The sequence below is a fragment of the Kitasatospora sp. NPDC101157 genome, from assembly GCF_044768255.1.
In the GTDB taxonomy this organism is placed as follows: domain Bacteria; phylum Actinomycetota; class Actinomycetes; order Streptomycetales; family Streptomycetaceae; genus Kitasatospora.
In genome coordinates this window covers 67,343-85,746 of the sequence record NZ_JBIWPL010000015.1, presented here as the reverse complement: position 1 = coordinate 85,746, position 18,404 = coordinate 67,343, and the positions used below count along the sequence as shown (strand labels likewise).

The following is an 18,404-nucleotide window of genomic DNA, read 5'->3' as shown; positions in this document are numbered from 1 at the left end:
CGCTACTGAAGGTCCAGCCCCACCGGGTGCTCCACGTCCACCGGGCAGACGAACACGTGCAGTTCGCCGTGCCGCCCGACGGACAGGCCGGGGTGGTCGCCGCTCTCCACCGTGAGCAGGTGGGTCATCCGCTCGCCGCAGCGGCCGCAGTCGATCGGGACGAGGTCGGTGGAGTGCCAGGACGGCCAGCCGCCCAGCTTCCAGCCGTCCGCCCGGCCGTGGTCGCGCTCGTACCCGATGCCCTGCCGCGCCGTGAACTCCCTGACGGCCTGGGCGAGTTCCTCGGGCAGCTCGTCCCGGTCGGGCAGGTCGAGGACCTGCTCGGGGCGCAGCGCGCAGGGCTGCGGCAGGTAGAGGTCCTCCTGGCTGCACCGGGGCGGCGGAGGAGTGGCCGGGGCGAGGTCGGCGGCCCGGTGCCAGTGCAGTTCGACGGCGGGGCCGTAGTAGAACCGCTCGCCCTGGATGTCGTCGTGGTCGTTGGGGCACCAGAGCACCTGGAGCAGATCGGTGCCCTCCGGCCACGGCAGGTGCGGCGCGTCCTCGGCCCGCAGGTGCGCGAGCGTGATCAGAGCCGTGGGGACGGTGGGGGGTGCCGGGGCACTGCGGGGGATCAGGTACTCGTCCTCCGGGTGCCTGGCGGTGCAGTGCGGCCAGGGTGCGCCCACCGGCCACAGTGCCGGGCCGCCGATGCCGCTCGCCCCCGGTACGGGCTGCGCGGCGTACGGGTTGAGCAGGGTCGCGGGCCGCAGGTACTCGGCGAGGCCGGGGACGGCGGCCGCGAGTTCGGCAGGGCTGGGCGCGGGCGCGGTGTCGGTCACGGCGCCCAAGCCTAGGCCCGTCGTCGAACTCCCTTACGTGGCGGGGAGGTCGAAGGTGTAGCCCTGGGCGACGAGCCAGGGCAGCAGCTGCTTGAGCGCGGCCACGGTCTGGCTGCGGTCGCCGCCGCCGTCGTGCATCAGGATCACGCCGCCGGGCTTGAGCTGGTGCTGCACGGCGGAGACGATGGCGGGCACGCCGGGGCGGGACCAGTCGCGCGGGTCGACGGACCAGCCGAGGGAGGACATCCCGAGCCCGGCCGCGATGTGCTCGTTGTCGGTGTTGAAGCCGCCGCCCGGCGCGCGGAACCAGCTGACCTCGGTGCCGGGCCCGCCGGCCTTGACGATCATGTCGTGGGCGGCGCCGATCTCGTACGCCGCCCCGTCGTGGGAGAGCTTCGCGAACGGCTGGGGGTGGTGGACGCTGTGGTCGCACAGCCGGTGCCCCTCGGCCAGCACCCGCTTGACCAGGGCCGGGTTGGCGGCGGCGTTCTGGCCGATCTCGCAGAAGGTGGCCTTGACGTGGTACTGGGCGAGCAGGTCGAGGATCTGGCCGGTGGCCGGGCCGGGGCCGTCGTCGAAGGTGAGGGCGACGGTGCGGCCGCCGGAGGCGGTGGAGCCGATCACCTTGGCGGGCTGGCCGGGCTGGGCGGGCTGGGCGGGCTGGGCGGGCGGCGCCGCGGGAGTGCCGGACGCCGCGGGAGTGGGGGCTGCGGCGGGGGTGGAGGCGGCCGGCGTGCCGGGCGTGCCGGGCGTGCGCGGCTTCGCGGTGGTCGGCGGGGCGGCCGGAGGAAAGCCGGTGGCGGCGTCCGAGCCGGGGGCGGGCGCGATGGTGGTGGCCGCCGTGCCGGTCGGTGTCCGCTGCTGCGGGAAGGGGGTGCCGGGGGCGGCCGCGCCGGTGGTCGGCTGCAGCGCCCCGCTGGCGGTGCCGCACGCGGACAGGCCCAGGACGGCGGCCACCGCGATGCAGCCCGCGATCAGCCGACTGCGGCCGGCGGACGGACGTGCCGGACGGCCCGGACATGCCGGACGGCCCGGACGTGCCGGACGGGTCGTCGGGAGGGAGGGGCGGCGGGCGGCGTTCCGGTGCATGGCGGCGGCTCCTGAGGGGCGGGAAGAATGCCGATCCATCGGTCAGGACGACTTGTGCGACAGGACGCCGATGGTACGTGCCCCGGTTGCGCGCCGGACGGTTCGGGCCCTAGAGGCTTCTCACACCCGACCGGGTTGGCGTCCGCCGTTCGGAAGGGGTATGCGGGCACCGTCAGAACGGGTACCACCGCACCTCGGTGGCCCCCTCGCGGAGCGAGGCGACCCGGCGGCGGAACTCGGCGAGCGCCGCCGGGTTCCCGGCCGCCTGCTGGGCGACCCAGGAGGCGCTGGCGGTCTCCCGGGCCCCGCGCAGCACCGCGAAACCGGGCCAGTCCCGCACGTCCCAGCCGTAGGCCTCGGTGAACGCCCGGTACTCCTCGCCGGGCACGCCGTAGCGGTCGTGGCTGAGCGCGAGGACCACCAGGTCGTGCTCGCGCAGGTCGTGCGAGACGTTCTCCAGGTCGAGCAGCACCGGTCCGTCCGGGCCGACGTGGACGTTGCGGGGCAGCGCGTCACCGTGGATCACTCCGGGGTGCAGCCGCGGCACGAGGTCGGGCAGGGCGGCCTCGAAGGCCTCCCGGCGGCGGCGCAGGAAGTCGACGTCCGCCGGGTCGACCCGGCCCTCGGCGGAGGCCAGCCAGCGCTCGACCGGCGCCAGCAGGTCGCGGTGGCCGAGCGGGAAGGGCGGCAGCGGCAGCCGGTGCAGGGCGCGCAGCAGCGGGGCGAGGTCGGCCGGGCGGGCCGGGCGGACGGCGGGGGCGAGCCGGTGCCAGAAGGTGACCGGGTGGCCGTCGGCCAGCTGCGGTTCGGCCGGCACCGCCTCGTACGGGCGGACCACCGGGACGTCCTGCCCGGCCAGCCAGCGCGCGACGGCCAGTTCGCGGTGCGCCCGGTCGTACAGTTCGGGGCCGCGGCCGACCTTGGCGACCACGGCCGGGTCGCCGAGGTCGAAGACGGCGTTCTCGCCGAGCGCGAGCAGCCGGGCGCCGGCCGGGGCGGGCAGTCCGGCGGACTCGCAGGCGTGGGCGAGCAGCAGCCGGGCGCGGCCCTCGTCGAAGGGGATCATGGCTGGGCTCCGTTCCGCCGTCGTTCGTCCGGGGGACCCCGGACGGAGATCATCATGACGCACGGGGGGCACCCGGAGGCCGGGCCCCGCGACCGCGCCGGCCCCGGTGTCGGGGTCTTCCCTACCCGGCGACCCTGACGACTCCTCCTCGGAGGTAGGGGGTGGACTCCACCCTGAGGGGGAGAAGACTCCACCCGGAGCACGAGGTCAACGGAGGTCCGGCCGGGAGAGACTGGGTCGGGGCCGTTCGGGGCGGCCCGCAACGGGGGTTGGACAACGGGGGCTTCCTTGCCGTGAGGCAAGCACGTGCTCGCTGGATGACGCCCAGACCCACTTACCTGCCGACCGGTCAGGGAGCGCCAGCGCGCGTCTCCCGCCCGGTCCTGCCGTCGCCCAGCGTCCCGTCCCCCAAGGGCTGCGGTGAACCATGCCCAGGAGGCATCGAGCATGTTCCACCGACTAGGACACTTCGTCGTCCGTCGCGCCTGGTGGGTGATCGCGGCGTGGCTCGTCGCGATGATCGCCATCTTCGCTTCGGCGCCCAAGGTCAGCTCCCAGGCGGACGAGGCGTCGTTCCTGCCCAAGCACTACGAATCCATCCAGGCCGCGGAGCTGCAGGCGCGGGCCTTCCCGTCCGCCTTCACGCCGGACGCCCTCGCCCTGTTCGAGCGCAACGACGGCGCCGCGTTCACCGACGGTGACAAGTCCGCGATAGACAAGCTGGTCCAGGACCTGTCGGCCAAGAAGATCGACGGCGTGGTGAAGATCATCCCGCCGACCAAGGACATGGGCTACTCGCAGGACCAGAAGTACGGGATGGCCCTGGTCTCCATCGACAAGGCCAAGCAGCAGGACCAGAACCTGATCTCGGACGTCGCCAAGGCACTGCGCGACGACGGCAAGGCACTGGCCACCGGCACCGACCTGAAGTTCCAGCTGGGCGGCTCCGCCGCGCAGGCCCTGGACCAGAAGGACGCCTCCGGCTCGGCCGAGGGCATCATCACCATGGCCACCCTGCTGCTGGTCATCGTGATCGTCGGCATCATCTTCCGCAGCATCCTGGCCGGCCTGCTGCCGATCGTGGTCTCGCTGATCATCGGGCTCCCCACCTCCATGGGGCTGATCAACTACGCCACCAAGGCCTTCGACCTCAAGAGCACACCGATCCTGATGGCGATCCTCATCGTCGTCGTGCTCGGCGTCGGCACCGACTACTTCCTCTTCCTCGCCTTCCGCTACCGCGAGCGGCTGCGGGCCGGTGACGACCGCAAGGAGGCCGTGGCCAACGCCGTCGGCCGGGTCGGCGAGGCGATCGCCTCCGCGGCCGGCGCCGTCACCATCGCCTTCGCCGCGCTGATCCTCTCCAGCCTCGGCATGTTCCAGGCCCTCGGCCCGGCGCTGGCCATCGCGGTCGTCGTCACCGCCCTGGCCTCCGTCACCCTGGCCCCGGCGCTGCTCGCCGTCATCCCCGCCCGGGCCGTCTTCTGGCCCGGCAAGAAGTGGATGCGCGAGCCCAGCGACGCGCGCTTCACCGCGATCGGCCGGACCGTCCAGAAGCGCCCGGCGCTCACCGCCGTCGCCTCCGGCGGTGTGCTGGTCGCCCTGACCTTCGGCGCCCTGAGCTACAACGGCCTGTTCGACATGGCCGGCAGCTCGATGCCCAAGACCGCGGAGTCGATGGTCGTCCAGGACACCATGTCCACCGCCTTCTCCAAGGGCGCGGCCGACCCGAGCCAGGTCTACCTGAGCAGCACCGACGGCAAGAAGCTCGACCCGGCCTCCTTCAAGGCCTACGGGGACAAGCTCCAGGGCGTCCCCGGCGTCGCCCAGGTGGTCCTGCCCAGCCCCGCCTCCGACGGCCAGAGCAAGACCGTCAGCGCCGACGGCACCACCGCACAGTTCACCGTGATGCTCAAGGACGAACCCTCCAGCAACGCGGCCATCGACACCGTCACCGAGCTGCGCACCGTCGCCCACGCGCAGGCCCCGGCCGGCACCGAGGCCAAGGTCGCCGGCCTGACCTCGGTGTTCAAGGACATCAACCTGGCGATGACCCACGACTACAAGCTGGTCTTCCCGATCGCCGGGCTGCTCATCCTGCTCATCCTGGCGCTCCAGCTGCGCAGCGTGGTCGCCCCCTGGTACCTGATGGCCTCGGTCGGCCTCGGCTTCGGCGCCACCCTCGGTGCCACCACGCTGCTCTTCCAGAAGATCGGCCACGAGACCGGCCTGATGTTCATGATGCCGATCCTGATCTACCTCTTCGTGGTGGCGATCGGGACGGACTACAACATCCTGATCATCGCCCGTCTGCGCGAGGAGGCCCGCGCGGGCCGCTCCCCGCGCGAGGCGGCCCGGGAAGCGCTGCGCCACGGCGGCCCGACCGTCGCGGCGGCCGGCTTCATCCTGGCGGCCTCGTTCGGGACCTTCATGCTCGCGGGCAACACCTTCATGCTGGAGTTCGGCTTCGCGATGGCCTTCGGCATCGTGCTGGCGGCCTTCGTGATGGCGATGTTCTTCACCCCGGCGCTCACCGCGCTGATCGGCAACAAGGCCTGGTGGCCCGGCCACGGCGCGGACGCCCGTCCGGGCCACGGCGGGGGCCCGGCCCCGCGGGTCGGCACCACGATGCCGCCGGAGCCGGTCGGCCGGCACTGACCGACCTCCGGCCGTTTCCGATCAAGGTCTGAACGGCGGACGAACACCAGGCGGCGCCCCGCTCCGGCGGGGCGCCGCTCCCCATTTTCCGGGGGCGGCAAACGTGATCTGCCGAGCACAAAAGTCCCCGGTCAGTCGGGGTGCGACCGTGCTACAGTCGAAGCAGTTGCAGTTTTGGTTCCCATGAACGTGTGTGTGCGCCTGCTGGTACCAACCAACAGGCGCATTTGTTTTGTCCGGTGTTTCAGTCTCCGGATGGGGATCGCGGCTACTTGGGGATTCACGAGGTGTGGATCCCTGATGCCCCAATAGGAGGAGACGGTTATGGCTACCGGCACCGTGAAGTGGTTCAACAGCGAAAAGGGCTTCGGCTTCATCGAGCAGGACGGCGGCGGCCCGGACGTCTTCGCCCACTACTCGAACATCGTCGCCCAGGGCTTCCGTGAGCTCGTTGAGGGTCAGCGCGTCGAGTTCGACGTCACCCAGGGCCAGAAGGGCCCGCAGGGCGAGAACATCCAGGTCATCGGCTGACGTCAGCCTCCACGCTGACGCGCGATCGACTGTGATCTCGTGAAGCGGGGGCCCGCACCGCTCGACGGTGCGGGCCCTCGTTCATGCCGCCGTACGGCCGGGGCGGCGCACCACCGACGACGGCCGACCAGTCCGCGACCGCGGGCTGCCGACCGACGGACGGAGAACCCGTGACCACCCCTGCCCGCACGCCCCGCGACCGTGGCGACCGCAGCACCGACCGCAGCACCGCCCGCACCGCTGACCGCTCCGCCGCCCGTACGGGCGAGCAGGGCCGCACCGGCCGCCCGCGCCGCAGCGGGGACGCCCCGGAGCGCGCCCGCCGCAGCGGCGGCGGCGAGGGCGCCGACCGCGCCCGTAAGCCGCGCAACCGCGCCGGCGCTCCCAGGACCGGCCGCACCGCCGTCCCGGAGCCCGCCGACTTCACCGTCGTCGAGGGCACTCCGGCCCGGCCGCCGGCGGCCTCCTTCGGCGAGCTCGACCTGCCCAAGGCGATCCTCTCCGCGCTCACCCGCGAGGGCGTCACCGAGCCGTTCCCGATCCAGGCCGCCACCCTGCCCGACTCGATCGCCGGGCGCGACGTCCTCGGCCGCGGCCGCACCGGCTCCGGCAAGACCCTGGCCTTCGGCCTGCCGCTGCTCGCCCGCACCGCCGGTCGCCGCGCCGACTCCCGCCACCCGCTGGCGCTCGTCCTGGTGCCCACCCGCGAGCTCGCCCAGCAGGTCACCGAGGCGCTCACCCCGTACGCCACCGCCGTCAACCTGCGGATCACCACCGTCGTCGGCGGCATGGGCATCAGCCGGCAGGCCAACGCGGTGCGCCGCGGCACCGAGGTGCTGGTCGCCACCCCCGGCCGCCTGGACGACCTGATCGGGCGCGGTGACGTCAACCTGTCCGACGTCGCCATCACGGTCCTCGACGAGGCCGACCAGATGGCCGACATGGGCTTCCTGCCGCAGGTCAGCAAGCTGCTGGAGCAGGTCGCCGAGGGCGGGCAGCGGATGCTGTTCTCCGCCACCCTGGACCGCAACGTCGACCGGCTGGTCAAGCGCTTCCTGACCGACCCGGTCACCCACTCGGTCGACCCCTCGGCCGGCGCGGTCACCACCATGGACCACCACGTCCTGCAGCTGGAGCCGACCGACAAGGCCTCCGCCACCGCCCACATCGCCTCCCGCGACGGGCGCGTGATCATGTTCGTCCACACCAAGCACGGCGCCGACCGGCTCGCCAAGCAGCTGCGCGCCACCGGCGTGATGGCCGCGGCGCTGCACGGCGGCAAGTCCCAGCCGCAGCGCAACCGAGTCCTCGACCAGTTCCGCGACGGCGAGGTCACCGCGCTGATCGCCACCAACGTCGCCGCCCGCGGCATCCACATCGACGGCCTCGACCTGGTCGTCAACGTCGACCCGCCGATCGACCACAAGGACTACCTGCACCGCGGCGGCCGCACCGCCCGGGCCGGCGAGTCCGGTACGGTCGTCACGCTCGTGCTGCCCGAGCAGCGCCGCGAGGTCAACCGGCTGATGACGGTCGCCGGGATCCGCCCCACCGTGACCAAGATCCGCCCCGGCGACGCCGACCTGGCCCGGATCACCGGCGCCCGCACCCCCAGCGGTGTCCCGGTCGCCCTGGCCGTCCCGGCCGCCGCCCAGCCCGCGGCCCCGGCCGCCTCCGCCGACGGCAAGGGCGCCGACGGCAAGTCCGGCAACCCGCGCCGCCGCTCCGGCAAGCGCTCCGGGCTGCCCACCGACGTCGACATGAACGGCAACCCGCGCCGCCCGCGCCCCAAGCAGCGCCTCGGCGCCGCCGGCCAGGGCGAGCGGCCGCAGGCCGCCGGGTTCATCGGGCGCTCCTCCGGCCGGGCCCGGCCGGGCAGCGGCTCCAAGTCGGGCGCCAACTACGGCACCGGGCGCCAGCGCCGCAAGTTCGACTGACGGTCGTACCCGGCCGGGTCCGGCCGAGTACGTCGAGTTCCGCTGAACGGGCTCCGCGACCTCCCCCGCCAAGGGGAGCGCGGGGCCCGTTCCGCGTTTCCGGACCTGTCGGCCTCCGGGCGGAGCCGACAGCTGACGTGAATCCGTAGCAGTTCGCCTTGAACCAAGGCTTGACGGAGGACCGTCCGCCCCGGCTTCTTTTACCCGGCCCACACATCTGTCGCACAGTCATCAACCCTGCGCAGATGTTGAGTTGACGTGATTCGCCGACCCCGGAAGGACCACCGTCCCGATGCGCCGAACCTCCGCCCTGCTGTTCACCGCCCTGCTCGCAGGGGCCGCCGCCCTGGCCGCACCGGCCACCACCGCCCAGGCCGCGCCCGCCTGCTCCGCCTTCGTGGCGGGCTGGAGCGCGGTCGGCAGCTGCAGCGGTCTCGACCCGATGCAGACCTGGTCCGTGGGCGCCACCTGTTACTACTGGAACTCCACCCACACCGTGCAGTTCTCCCGCCCCGCGATCGGCGGCGTGGCGATCGGCGACGGCAGCGTCTCCGCGGCCTGCGGCGTCGGCGACAGCGTGATGTTCCCGCACATCATCATGGGCGCCACCCCGCCGGCCGGCCCCACCGGCCAGATCACCGGCTACGTCGGCAAGTGCGTCGACGTGCAGGGCGCCAACCTCGGCAACGGCAACCCCGTCCAGATCTACGACTGCAACGGCACCCTCGCGCAGAAGTGGCGGATAGGCTCCGACGGCACCATCCGCGCCCTCGGCAAGTGCATGGACGTCTCGGGCGGCGGCACCGCCAACCACACCATGGTCCAGCTCTGGGACTGCAACGGCACCGGCGCCCAGCAGTGGCAGCCCCGGGCCGACGGCTCGCTGCTCAACCCCCAGTCCGGCCGCTGCCTGGACGACCTGGGCTTCTCCACCGCGAACGGCAACCAGCTCGGCATCTGGGACTGCAACGGCGCCGCCAACCAGAAGTGGAATTTGCCGACCTGACGAACCGGCACATACCGTCTGCCGCCCGGTACCGCACCGGGCGGCAGGCCCTCCCCGGACCGGGCGGCCACACCGCGGAGGGCGTCGGAGCCGGCCGGCGCAACCGGTCCGCCGTCTCCGCGTCACGCGGCGACATCACGATCAGCTGCAGCCCCTCCGCCGCCGGCAGCACGTGCTGGTCGATTCGTAGCAGGCCCAGGGACGACGGCACCCTGTGGCGCCTCCCGCCGGGGGGCCGGGCGGCCGTGCGCAGGGTCGAGATCGCCGGCGGCGGGGCGCTGCTCCACCTCGACGGCATCGCCGCCCGCCCCGACGGAACCATCGCGGGTGTCACCAACGCCTTCTTCGGCGCCGGCCGGGACGTCGAGGTCGAACTGCGCTCCGACGACCACTGGCGCACCGCCCGCCTCGCCGCCGTCCGCCCCCACCCCCACCGCCGTCACCACCGGCCCCGCCGGTGCCCTGTACCAGCTCTCCGGCGGCCTCGCCGACGCCAACGCCGGCCATCCGGGCGACGGTTTCACGTTGCGCCGGGTCCGACCGGCCCCGCCGGGCCCTGCGTGATCCGGCCGGATCGGCGGTCGGCCCGGCCTGCCGGGGCCCTCCCCGTCCCGTGGCGCACACCTGCCCTCCGTGGACGGACCGGTGGCGTGATCTCCGTCCCGCCCGTTGACCGGCGACCTGTCGTGCCCGAGGCTTCCACGCGGCCCGCACAAATGTTGCACCGTCATCACGGTTGCTCCACACGCGGGTTGACCGGTTCACCGCTCTCGGAAGGACCTTTCATGCGCCGTACCGCCGCCGTGTTCGCCACCACCCTGCTCGCGGGAGCCGCCGCACTCACCGCACCGACTGCCGGTGCCGCCGAGAGCACCGCCGCCCAGGGCACCTCCTCCGCGCCGGCCGCCCGGGCCCTGACGGCAGGGAACTGTTCCGTCACGAGAAGCGGCAACGGCTTCCTCGGCACCTGCTCGGGCATCGACCCGATGCAGACCTGGCGGGTGGCGGTCCAGTGCCAGAGCACCGGCAGCAACGGGATCCCCACCTACTACGGGATGAGCAGCGGTTGGGCCACCGGCAACACCAGCGCCGGAGCGGGGTGCTTCTGGCCGGCGATGCCGACCTTCGGCTGGATCGTGTCCGGCTCCCCGGTCCCGGCGGGCCCGGTCGGCCAGATCAGCGGCTACGTGAACAAGTGCGTGGACGTCCGCGACGGCAGCGTCGCGAACGGCACCCCCGTCCAGATCTGGGACTGCCTCGGCAACACCTCCCAGCAGTGGAAGATCGGCGCCGACGGCACCGTCCGGGCCCTCGGCAGGTGCCTGGACGTCCAGGGCGGCAACACGGGCAACGCCACCCGGGTGCAGATCTACGACTGCAACGGCACCGGAGCCCAGCAGTGGCAGCCCCGGGCCGACGGCTCGCTGCTCAACCCGCAGTCCGGCCGCTGCCTGGACGACCTGGGCTTCTCCACCGCGAACGGCAACCAGCTCGGCATCTGGGACTGCAACGGCGCCGCCAACCAGAAGTGGAACCTCCCGGCCTGACCCGGACCCTCCCGCTACGGCGCGCACGGCTCCGGCCGCGCGCGCCGTCGGTGCTTCCGCGCGCCGTCACCCGCTCGGATGACGGTGGCTGGTCTCGCGCAATGCGTTTGTAACACGCTGCGGTCGTGCATAGTGAGATCTACTGGACCGAGCGCTCCGAGGAGCACATCTCCAGGCATGGAGTGGGCCCCTCCGAGGTGGAAGATGTGGTGTTCTCCCGTCCCCACTGGTTTTCCGGTGGCCGGAAGGGCACAACGATCTGCCTGGGCGTGACGCGAGCCGGGCGGCATCTGTTGGCGGAAAGCACTGCGAGGCCGTCGGCGTGGTACTGCGCCACTGCGCGCGACATGACGGTTGCCGAACGGCGCCTGTTCCTCAGGCGGACGAATTGAAGGTGGCGGATGACTGACAATGCGGAGCTCGAAGCGATCGCCGAATACTACGAGACGCACGAGCTGACCGAGGACGAGATCATGAGCGCCGAGCCGGGTGAGCAGGTGGCGGCGGAATCGGTGATGATCACCACCTCGCTGCGGCTGCCCAAACCGGTGATGGACGAGGTGCGGCGCCGGGCACGGGAACGAGGGCTGAAGCCGACGGCCATCATGCGGGAGTGGATCGAGGCTGCCATCGCCGACGTGAGCGAGCCCGTGCCGCTTAGCGTGATCACCGCGGCGGTGGCCGAGTACCAGCACCGCCAAGCGTCTTGAGGCTCAGGCTGTGAGCGCCGGGACCGTGGCCGCCGCCAGGCGGCCCTGGTCGTAGCGCTCCAGCAGCAGCGCCGCCAGCTCGGGTGCCGGGCCGAGGGGGTCGGCCAGGACGTCGGCGTCGGCGGCCGCCGCGGCGATGCGGTCCGGCAGCAGGCCCGGGGCCAGCAGGTAGGGGGCGACGGCCGTGCAGGAGGCACCGGCCGTGCGCAGGGCGGCGAGGGCGTCCGGCACGCGCGGCCCGGAGGCCGAGGCGTAGGCGACCTCGACGGCGGCCCAGCCGCGGGTGCGGCGCCACTCGGCGGCGACGGCGCGGGTGGCGGCGTCGGCGGCCGGGTCGGAGGAGCCGGCCGCCGCCAGCACCACGCCCGTCCGGGAGCGGACCGCGGCCGAGGCCAGGTCGAGCCCGGCCTCGGCGAGGCGGCGGTCCAGGGCGTCGAGCAGCAGCGGCGACGGCCCCAGCACGTCCGCGACCGGCAGCCCGGCGCCGGCGGCGCGCAGCGCGGCCGGGATGTCGTGCTTGGCGTGGAAGGCCCGGTTCAGCAGCAGCGGCACGGCCACCGCGTCCGTCAGTCGGCCGACCACCTGGGGGATCCGCGGCGCGCAGTGGTCCAGGTAGGCGGTGGCGACCTCCAGGGCGGGCCGCTGTGCCCGCACCTGCTCGACCAGGGCGGCGACGGTCGCGGCGTGCCGCGGGTCGCGGCTGCCGTGGGCGATGAGCAGCAGGGCGGGCGTCATCGGGGTCTCACTTGGTGGAGGCCAGCAGGCCGCGGTTGCGCAGCACCCGGCGCTCGACCGGGGTGAACACCAGCAGCTCGATGGCGATGCCGACGAAGAGGATGAGGACGATGCCGAGCAGCACCCCCGACATGTCGGAGAACTCCCGCTGGTCCTCCAGGAACCGGCCGAGGCCCCGCCCGAGGTCGGGGGAGGAAGCGACGAGTTCCGCCGCCATCAGCGAGCGCCAGGAGAACGCCCAGCCCTGCTTGAGTCCGGCCAGGTAGCCGGGCAGCGCGGCGGGGATGAGCACGTGCCGGGCCCCGGCCAGGCCGGTGGCGCCGATGGTGCGCCCGGCCCGCAGGAACAGCGGCGGCACCTGGTCGATGCCGGCCACCAGGCCGTTGGCGATGGAGGGGACGGCGCCCAGCAGGATCACCGCGTACATCATCGAGTCGTTGATGCCGAGCCAGATGACGGCGGCCGGGACCCAGGCGACCGAGGGCAGTGACTGAAGCCCCTGGAGCACCGGGCCGATCGCGGTGCGCACCGGCTTGACCCGGGCGACGACCAGGCCGATCGGGGTGCCGATGAGGACGGCGAGCAGGAAGCCGGACAGGCCGCGCCAGACGCTGGTCCAGATGATCGAGAACAGCGTGCCCTGGTACCAGAGGTCCTGGAGGGAGTGCCAGACGTCGACGGGGCTGGGCAGCTTGTACGAGGAGGTCAGGTGGAGGCTGTACGCGCCCTGCCACAGCGCCAGCACCACCAGCACGCCGATCAGCGGCGGCAGCGCCTTGGTGCGCAGCACCTCGCCGAGCGAACTGCGGTGGGCGGCGACGGAGTCGAGGGCGTCCAGGCCCGCACCGACCTCGGCGGTGTCGCCGTCGTTCCTGGCGGGGGCGGTGTCAGTGCTGGACATGGCGACGGATCTCCCCACGCAGTTCTTCGGTGATCTCGATGGACAGGTCGGCGACGCCGGACGACTCGATGCGCCGCGGCTGCGGCAGGTCGATCCGCCACTCGCGGGCGACCCGGCCGGGCCGGGAGGAGAGCAGGACGACACGCTGGGCCAGGCGGACGGCCTCGCGCACGTTGTGGGTGACGAACAGGACGGACAGCTGCCGTTCGGCCCAGATCCGGGTGATCTCGTCGTGCAGCACGTCACGGGTGATGGCGTCGAGCGCGGCGAACGGCTCGTCCATCAGCAGCACCTTGCTGCCCTGGGCGAGGGCGCGGGCCATCGCCACGCGCTGGCGCATGCCGCCGGACAGCTCGTGCACCCGCTTGCCGTACGCGCCGCCCAGGCGGACGAGTTCGAGCAGGCGCTCGGCCTCGGCGCGGCGCTCGGGGCGGGGGACGCCGGCCAGCTTCAGGGCCAGCTCGATGTTCTTCCCGGCGGTGAGCCAGGGGAACAGCGCGTGCTCTTGGAACATCAGGGCGGGGCGGCCGCCGGTGACCTCGATGTTGCCGCGGCTGGGCTTGTCGAGGCCGGCGACCAGGTTGAGCAGGGTGGACTTGCCGCAGCCCGAGGCGCCGAGCAGGGTGACGAACTCGCCGGGCGCGACGTCGAGGGTGATGTCGTCCAGCACGTGGGTCCGGGCACCCGGGCGGCCGAAGGACTTGTGCACGTGCGAGATCCGGACGGCGGGCGCGCCGCCGTCAGGGGCGAGGGCGGGGGCGTCGGCCTCGGTGGTCAGTGCCGGGCTCATGCGCCCTCCTTGCTTCGCTCGGCGGGGGCATTCGCCCACGCGCGCCTTTTGATGACTGGCTCGCTGCGCTCGCTCATGTGGGGACCTCCTGCTGAGTGGTCACGGGCCCCTCCCGCCCGTCGGCGGGCGGGAGGGGGAGGGCTGCGAAGCGGGGGCCGGGGTCCGGCCCCGGCCCGTCCCGGTGGGCATCGATCGGGGATCGACCGGGCGGGCGGGGGACCGGACCGCGGATTCTGGGGCGGACTTCCGTACGGCCGGCGCTACCGGCGCTGCCGGCGCTACTTGGCGCCGAGCCCGGCGTCCGCCACGGGCGCCTGGCCCTTGGCCGCGAGGACCTTGTTCAGCAGGGTGAGGTCGTAGATGCCGTTGAGGTTGGCCCCCGCGCCAGCGGAACTTGATCTGGGCAGCTTGAGGAGCCCGGCGGTCACGGCGTGGTCGGCCTCGGCCTGCAGGGTGCCGGCCAGCGGGTCGTCCAGGAAGTCGACGTCGGCCCAGGCCGGGTCGAGGACGGCCGGTTCCAGGGCGTTGCCGGCATCCTTCTTGATCGCCTCGTTGGCGTCGGCCTTGGCCTTGTCGGGGTTGGCCTTGATGAAGGCGTTGGTGTTCACCGAGCCGCGCAGCACGGCCTCCACCACGTCCGGGTGCTCCTTGAGGAACTTCTGGGAGACGATGATGTTGGTGATCACGAACTTCTTGTCCGGCCAGACGTCCTTCTCGTTGAGCAGGACCTTCGCGCCGAGGGTGACCAGCTTGGAGGCGGTGGGCTCGGGCACCCAGGCGCCGTCGATGGAGCCCTGCCGGTAGGCGTCGGGGGTGACCTTGTTGTCGGTGCGCACCACCGAGACGTCGCCCGCGCCGGACGCCGCGTCGACCTTGTAGCCCTTGCCCGCCAGGTAGTTGAGCAGGGCCACGTCCTGGGTGTTGCCCAGCTGCGGGGTGGCGATCTTCTTGCCCCTGAGGTCGTCCAGCGAGGAGATCTTCTCCGGGTTGACCACCAGCTTGACCCCGCCGGAGGCCGAACCGCCGATGATCTTCAGGGACTTGCCGTCGGACTTGGTGTAGCCGTTGATCGCGGGGGAGGGGCCGATCCAGCCGATGTCGATGGAGCCGGCGTTGAGCGCCTCGATCTCGGCCGGGCCCGCGTTGAAGACCTGGGTCTTGATCTGGGTGGCGCCCAACTCCTTCTGGAGGATGCCCTCCTGGAGGCCGACCAGGGCGGTGCCGTGGGTCAGGTTGGCGAAGTAGCCGATCTTCACCGTGGGGGAGGACAGCTTGACGCCCGAGGCCCCGGCCGCGGAGGCCGTGTCGGCGGAGCCGCCGGAGCCGCTGTCGGAGGCCTTGGAGCCGTAGCCGCAGGCCGACAGCAGGGCGACGGCGGTCAGGCCGGCGAGGGCGGCCGCGGCGGAGCGTCTGATCCGACCGGCGTTGGGGCGGACGAAGGGATGGGAGGGGGCCGGGCTGGGTGCCATGGTGGTGGGTCCTGTTCACGGACGGACCGTCAGGAAGCGGTCCCGGGTGGACGGTTGGAAGTGGTTCGCGCGGCACGTCGGTGCCGGGGCAGGCCGGGCGGCGGCTGGGAAAGCGGCCCGGTGACGGGGCAGTGCTCAGCCCCGTCGGCCCACACATCGGGTCAAGCCGCCCTGGCCGCTGCCGAGGACGCCGCTGCCGATGCGGCCGCCTTCCTTGTCCATGCCCGAGAACGCCTCGCTGGGCATCAGACCCAGTCCTCCTCTTGGGATGCGTCGGGAGCCTCGTCGCCGTGTACGGTCTCGAAGGCCTCGCCCGCCATGCCGGCGGTGAGGGTGGTGCCGTCGGCCGGGTCGATCAGCAGGAACGAGCCGGTGCGGCGGTTGTCGGTGTAGTCGTCGAGGGCCAGCGGCTCGGCGGTGCGCAGCTTCACGTGGCCGATGTCGTTGACGTTCAACCCCTCGGGGGCGGGGCGCTGTTCGAGGCCCCCTTCGCTGATCGGCGCAGTGATGTCGATCCGGTAGGAGATCTCCTTGACCAGCGCGCGCACGGTGCGGGTGGTGTGCTTGAGCAGCACCTTGTCCCCGGCGCGCAGCGGGCGCTCGTTGAGGTGGCTGACCGTGGCCTCGATGTCCTTGGTGGGGACGGGCGCCGCCCCGGCGGCGATCAGGTCGCCCCGGGAGACGTCGAGGTCGTCGGCGAGCCGGACGGTGACCGACTGCGGAGCCCAGGCGATGTCGCTCTCGCGGCCGAGGGCGTCGATCCCGGCGACGGTGGTGGTCAGGCCGGAGGGCAGCACGGTGACGGCGTCGCCGACCCGCAGCACCCCGGAGGCCAACTGGCCCGCGTAGCCGCGGTAGTCGGGGTGCTCCTCGGTCTGCGGGCGGATCACGTACTGGACGGGAAAGCGGGCCGGCTCGGCGCTCGGGTCGCTGCCGACCGGGACGGTCTCCAGGTGCTCCAGCAGGGTCGGGCCGCCGTACCAGTCCATGTGCGCGGACGGCTCGACGACGTTGTCCCCGGCCAGGGCCGAGATCGGGACGGCGAGCACGTCCTCGATGCCGAGGGAGGCGGCGTAGGCGCTGAACTCCTCGGCGATGGCGGCGAAGACGGGCTCCGCGTAGTCGACCAGGTCCATCTTGTTGACGGCCAGCACGACGTGCGGCACCCGCAGCAGGGCGGCGACGGCGGCGTGCCGGCGGGTCTGCTCGACCACGCCGTTGCGGGCGTCGACCAGGACGACGGCGAGCTCGGCGGTGGAGGCGCCGGTCACCATGTTGCGGGTGTACTGCACGTGCCCGGGGGTGTCGGCGAGGATGAACCGCCGCCGGGGAGTGGCGAAGTAGCGGTAGGCGACGTCGATGGTGATGCCCTGCTCGCGCTCGGCCCGCAGGCCGTCGGTGAGCAGCGCGAGGTCGGGCGCCTCCTGGCCGCGGCCCAGGGAGACGCGCTCGACGGCCTCCAGCTGGTCGGCGAGCACCGACTTGGAGTCGTGCAGCAGCCGGCCGACCAGGGTGGACTTGCCGTCGTCGACGGAACCGGCGGTGGCGAAGCGCAGCAGGGAGGTGGCGCTGGTCTCGACGGTCGTGCTCATTAGAAGTACCCCTCGCGCTTGCGGTCTTCCATCGCGGCCTCGGACAGCTTGTCGTCGGCGCGGGTGGCGCCGCGCTCGGTGAGGCGGCTGGCGGCGATCTCGGCGATCACGGCCTCGATGGTGGTGGCGTCGGAGTCGACGGCGCCGGTGCAGGACATGTCGCCGACGGTGCGGTAGCGGACCATCCGCCGTTCCACCGGCTCGCCGTCCTTGGGGCCGCCCCACTCGCCGGCGGTCAGCCACATGCCGCCCCGGGCGAAGACGTCCCGCTCGTGCGCGTAGTAGATCTCCGGCAGCTCGATGCCCTCGCGCTCGATGTACTGCCAGACGTCCAGCTCGGTCCAGTTGGACAGCGGGAAGACCCGCACGTGCTCGCCGACCGCGTGCCGGCCGTTGTACAGCGACCACAGCTCGGGGCGCTGGCGGCGCGGGTCCCAGGCACCGAACTCGTCGCGCAGGGAGAAGACGCGCTCCTTGGCGCGGGCCTTCTCCTCGTCCCGGCGGCCGCCGCCGAACACCGCGTCGAAGCGGCCCTTCTCGATCGCGTCGAGCAGCGGGACGGTCTGCAGCGGGTTGCGGGTGCCGTCCGGGCGCTCGCGCAGCCGGCCGTCGTCGATGAAGTCCTGGACGTGGGCGACGTGCAGGCGCAGGTTGTGCTCGGCCACGACCCGGTCGCGGTAGGCCAGCACCTCGGGGAAGTTGTGCCCGGTGTCGACGTGCAGCAGCGAGAAGGGGACGGCGGCGGGCGCGAAGGCCTTGAGCGCCAGGTGCAGCATGAGGATGGAGTCCTTGCCGCCGGAGAACAGGATCACCGGGCGCTCGAACTCCCCCGCGACCTCGCGGAAGATGTGCACCGACTCGGCCTCCAGCGCGTCCAGGTGGGACAGCGCGAAGGGCCCCCCCGAACTCCGGTCGGGGTCGTCGGTGCGGACCGGACTGTCGGTCGCGGTGGTCATGCCAGGCCCCTCTCGGTCAGGAAGGCGTGCAGCTCGGCGGCGGAGTCGGCCACCGCGCGGCCCTGCGTCTGGATCCGCAGCTCCGGGTTCTCCGGGGCCTCGTACGGGTCGTCGACGCCGGTCAGGCCGGAGATCTCGCCGGCTGCCTGCTTGGCGTACAGGCCCTTGACGTCCCGCTCGGCGCACAGCTCGACCGGGGTGGCGACGTGGACCTCCAGGAACTCGGTGCCCGCCGCCGCGTGCCGCTCCCGCACCGCGGTGCGCGAGTCGGCGAACGGGGCGATCACCGGGGCGAGCACCTTGACGCCGTTGGCGGCGAGCTTCTCGGCGACGAAGCCGATCCGGGTGACGTTGGTGTGCCGGTCCTCGCGGGAGAAGCCGAGGCCCTTGGAGAGGAACTCGCGGATCTCGTCCCCGTCCAGGACCTCGACCTTGTGGCCCTCGGCGCGCAGCCGCCCGGCCAGCGCGAAGGCGAGGGTGGTCTTGCCCGCGCTCGGCAGCCCGGTCAGCCACACGGTGGCGCCGCGCTCGCAGGGGGCGGCCGCGGGGGCCGCCTCTGCGGCTCCGTCAGCGGCCAGGGTGTCAGCTGTCACGGTTCT

16 protein-coding genes are annotated in these 18,404 nt (G+C 72.9%); 6 read left to right on the top strand and 10 right to left on the bottom strand.

Annotated features, from left to right (window positions below):
• Positions 1-2: 2 nt before the first annotated feature.
• The 3 genes from ACIRVF_RS26575 to ACIRVF_RS26565 all read right to left on the bottom strand — a co-directional run bounded on the left by ACIRVF_RS26575 (position 3) and on the right by ACIRVF_RS26565 (position 2,973).
• Positions 3-818 carry a hypothetical protein gene (locus ACIRVF_RS26575; RefSeq protein WP_402822666.1) on the bottom strand — a complete coding sequence of 272 codons (816 nt, stop codon included), beginning with the start codon at positions 816-818 and terminating at the stop codon, positions 3-5.
• A gap of 33 nt (positions 819-851) precedes the next feature.
• Positions 852-1,907, bottom strand: coding sequence for a polysaccharide deacetylase family protein (locus ACIRVF_RS26570; protein WP_402822663.1), 1,056 nt, complete (start codon positions 1,905-1,907; stop codon positions 852-854).
• 172 nt (positions 1,908-2,079) lie between these two features.
• Entirely contained in the window at positions 2,080-2,973 is an 894-nt protein-coding gene (locus ACIRVF_RS26565; protein WP_402822660.1) for a phosphotransferase enzyme family protein, read from the bottom strand.
• Positions 2,974-3,420: 447 nt separating this feature from the next.
• Between ACIRVF_RS26565 and ACIRVF_RS26560 the strand changes: the two genes are divergently transcribed.
• The 6 genes from ACIRVF_RS26560 to ACIRVF_RS26535 all read left to right on the top strand — a co-directional run bounded on the left by ACIRVF_RS26560 (position 3,421) and on the right by ACIRVF_RS26535 (position 11,362).
• Positions 3,421-5,631 (top strand): MMPL family transporter, encoded by a 2,211-nt coding sequence (locus ACIRVF_RS26560; RefSeq protein ID WP_402822657.1) that lies wholly within the window; start codon positions 3,421-3,423, stop codon positions 5,629-5,631.
• 324 nt (positions 5,632-5,955) lie between these two features.
• On the top strand, positions 5,956-6,162 hold the full coding sequence (locus ACIRVF_RS26555; protein ID WP_380421466.1) for a cold-shock protein: 207 nt from the start codon (positions 5,956-5,958) through the stop codon (positions 6,160-6,162).
• 170 nt (positions 6,163-6,332) lie between these two features.
• Positions 6,333-8,099 carry a DEAD/DEAH box helicase gene (locus tag ACIRVF_RS26550; RefSeq protein WP_402822654.1) on the top strand — a complete coding sequence of 589 codons (1,767 nt, stop codon included), beginning with the start codon at positions 6,333-6,335 and terminating at the stop codon, positions 8,097-8,099.
• Positions 8,100-8,391: 292 nt separating this feature from the next.
• Complete coding sequence (locus tag ACIRVF_RS26545) at positions 8,392-9,105, top strand: ricin-type beta-trefoil lectin domain protein (RefSeq protein ID WP_402822651.1); 714 nt, start codon at positions 8,392-8,394, stop codon at positions 9,103-9,105.
• 785 nt (positions 9,106-9,890) lie between these two features.
• The gene (locus tag ACIRVF_RS26540) at positions 9,891-10,652 is read left to right on the top strand and encodes a ricin-type beta-trefoil lectin domain protein (RefSeq protein ID WP_402822648.1); all 762 of its coding nucleotides are present in this window, start codon (positions 9,891-9,893) and stop codon (positions 10,650-10,652) included.
• A gap of 401 nt (positions 10,653-11,053) precedes the next feature.
• Positions 11,054-11,362 (top strand): hypothetical protein, encoded by a 309-nt coding sequence (locus tag ACIRVF_RS26535; protein ID WP_402822645.1) that lies wholly within the window; start codon positions 11,054-11,056, stop codon positions 11,360-11,362.
• Between the two features lie 3 nt (positions 11,363-11,365).
• Here the strand turns inward: ACIRVF_RS26535 and ACIRVF_RS26530 are convergent, their stop codons facing one another.
• The 7 genes from ACIRVF_RS26530 to cysC all read right to left on the bottom strand — a co-directional run bounded on the left by ACIRVF_RS26530 (position 11,366) and on the right by cysC (position 18,383).
• A complete protein-coding gene (locus tag ACIRVF_RS26530) occupies positions 11,366-12,097 on the bottom strand; it encodes a sirohydrochlorin chelatase (RefSeq protein WP_402822642.1) in 732 nt (243 codons plus the stop codon).
• Positions 12,098-12,104: 7 nt separating this feature from the next.
• Complete coding sequence (locus tag ACIRVF_RS26525) at positions 12,105-12,998, bottom strand: ABC transporter permease (RefSeq protein WP_402822639.1); 894 nt, start codon at positions 12,996-12,998, stop codon at positions 12,105-12,107.
• On the bottom strand, positions 12,985-13,788 hold the full coding sequence (locus ACIRVF_RS26520; RefSeq protein WP_402822636.1) for an ABC transporter ATP-binding protein: 804 nt from the start codon (positions 13,786-13,788) through the stop codon (positions 12,985-12,987). Before ACIRVF_RS26520 ends, ACIRVF_RS26525 begins: the two co-directional genes overlap by 14 nt.
• 278 nt (positions 13,789-14,066) lie before the next feature.
• Positions 14,067-15,257 carry an aliphatic sulfonate ABC transporter substrate-binding protein gene (locus tag ACIRVF_RS26515; protein ID WP_402822633.1) on the bottom strand — a complete coding sequence of 397 codons (1,191 nt, stop codon included), beginning with the start codon at positions 15,255-15,257 and terminating at the stop codon, positions 14,067-14,069.
• Between the two features lie 245 nt (positions 15,258-15,502).
• Entirely contained in the window at positions 15,503-16,849 is a 1,347-nt protein-coding gene (locus tag ACIRVF_RS26510; protein ID WP_402822630.1) for a sulfate adenylyltransferase subunit 1, read from the bottom strand.
• Positions 16,849-17,805 carry a sulfate adenylyltransferase subunit CysD gene (cysD, locus tag ACIRVF_RS26505; protein ID WP_402822627.1) on the bottom strand — a complete coding sequence of 319 codons (957 nt, stop codon included), beginning with the start codon at positions 17,803-17,805 and terminating at the stop codon, positions 16,849-16,851. Before cysD ends, ACIRVF_RS26510 begins: the two co-directional genes overlap by 1 nt.
• Positions 17,802-18,383 carry an adenylyl-sulfate kinase gene (gene cysC, locus ACIRVF_RS26500; RefSeq protein ID WP_402823003.1) on the bottom strand — a complete coding sequence of 194 codons (582 nt, stop codon included), beginning with the start codon at positions 18,381-18,383 and terminating at the stop codon, positions 17,802-17,804. Before cysC ends, cysD begins: the two co-directional genes overlap by 4 nt.
• Positions 18,384-18,404 lie beyond the last annotated feature (21 nt).

Coding starts and splice junctions, on each gene's coding strand:
- ACIRVF_RS26570 (WP_402822663.1), bottom strand. CDS start 1,907: ATGCACCGGAACGCCGCCCGCCGCCCCTCCCTCCCGACGACCCGTCCG.
- ACIRVF_RS26565 (WP_402822660.1), bottom strand. CDS start 2,973: ATGATCCCCTTCGACGAGGGCCGCGCCCGGCTGCTGCTCGCCCACGCC.
- ACIRVF_RS26560 (WP_402822657.1), top strand. CDS start 3,421: ATGTTCCACCGACTAGGACACTTCGTCGTCCGTCGCGCCTGGTGGGTG.
- ACIRVF_RS26555 (WP_380421466.1), top strand. CDS start 5,956: ATGGCTACCGGCACCGTGAAGTGGTTCAACAGCGAAAAGGGCTTCGGC.
- ACIRVF_RS26545 (WP_402822651.1), top strand. CDS start 8,392: ATGCGCCGAACCTCCGCCCTGCTGTTCACCGCCCTGCTCGCAGGGGCC.
- ACIRVF_RS26540 (WP_402822648.1), top strand. CDS start 9,891: ATGCGCCGTACCGCCGCCGTGTTCGCCACCACCCTGCTCGCGGGAGCC.
- ACIRVF_RS26535 (WP_402822645.1), top strand. CDS start 11,054: ATGACTGACAATGCGGAGCTCGAAGCGATCGCCGAATACTACGAGACG.
- ACIRVF_RS26530 (WP_402822642.1), bottom strand. CDS start 12,097: ATGACGCCCGCCCTGCTGCTCATCGCCCACGGCAGCCGCGACCCGCGG.
- ACIRVF_RS26525 (WP_402822639.1), bottom strand. CDS start 12,998: ATGTCCAGCACTGACACCGCCCCCGCCAGGAACGACGGCGACACCGCC.
- ACIRVF_RS26520 (WP_402822636.1), bottom strand. CDS start 13,788: ATGAGCCCGGCACTGACCACCGAGGCCGACGCCCCCGCCCTCGCCCCT.
- ACIRVF_RS26515 (WP_402822633.1), bottom strand. CDS start 15,257: ATGGCACCCAGCCCGGCCCCCTCCCATCCCTTCGTCCGCCCCAACGCC.
- ACIRVF_RS26510 (WP_402822630.1), bottom strand. CDS start 16,849: ATGAGCACGACCGTCGAGACCAGCGCCACCTCCCTGCTGCGCTTCGCC.
- cysD (WP_402822627.1), bottom strand. CDS start 17,805: ATGACCACCGCGACCGACAGTCCGGTCCGCACCGACGACCCCGACCGG.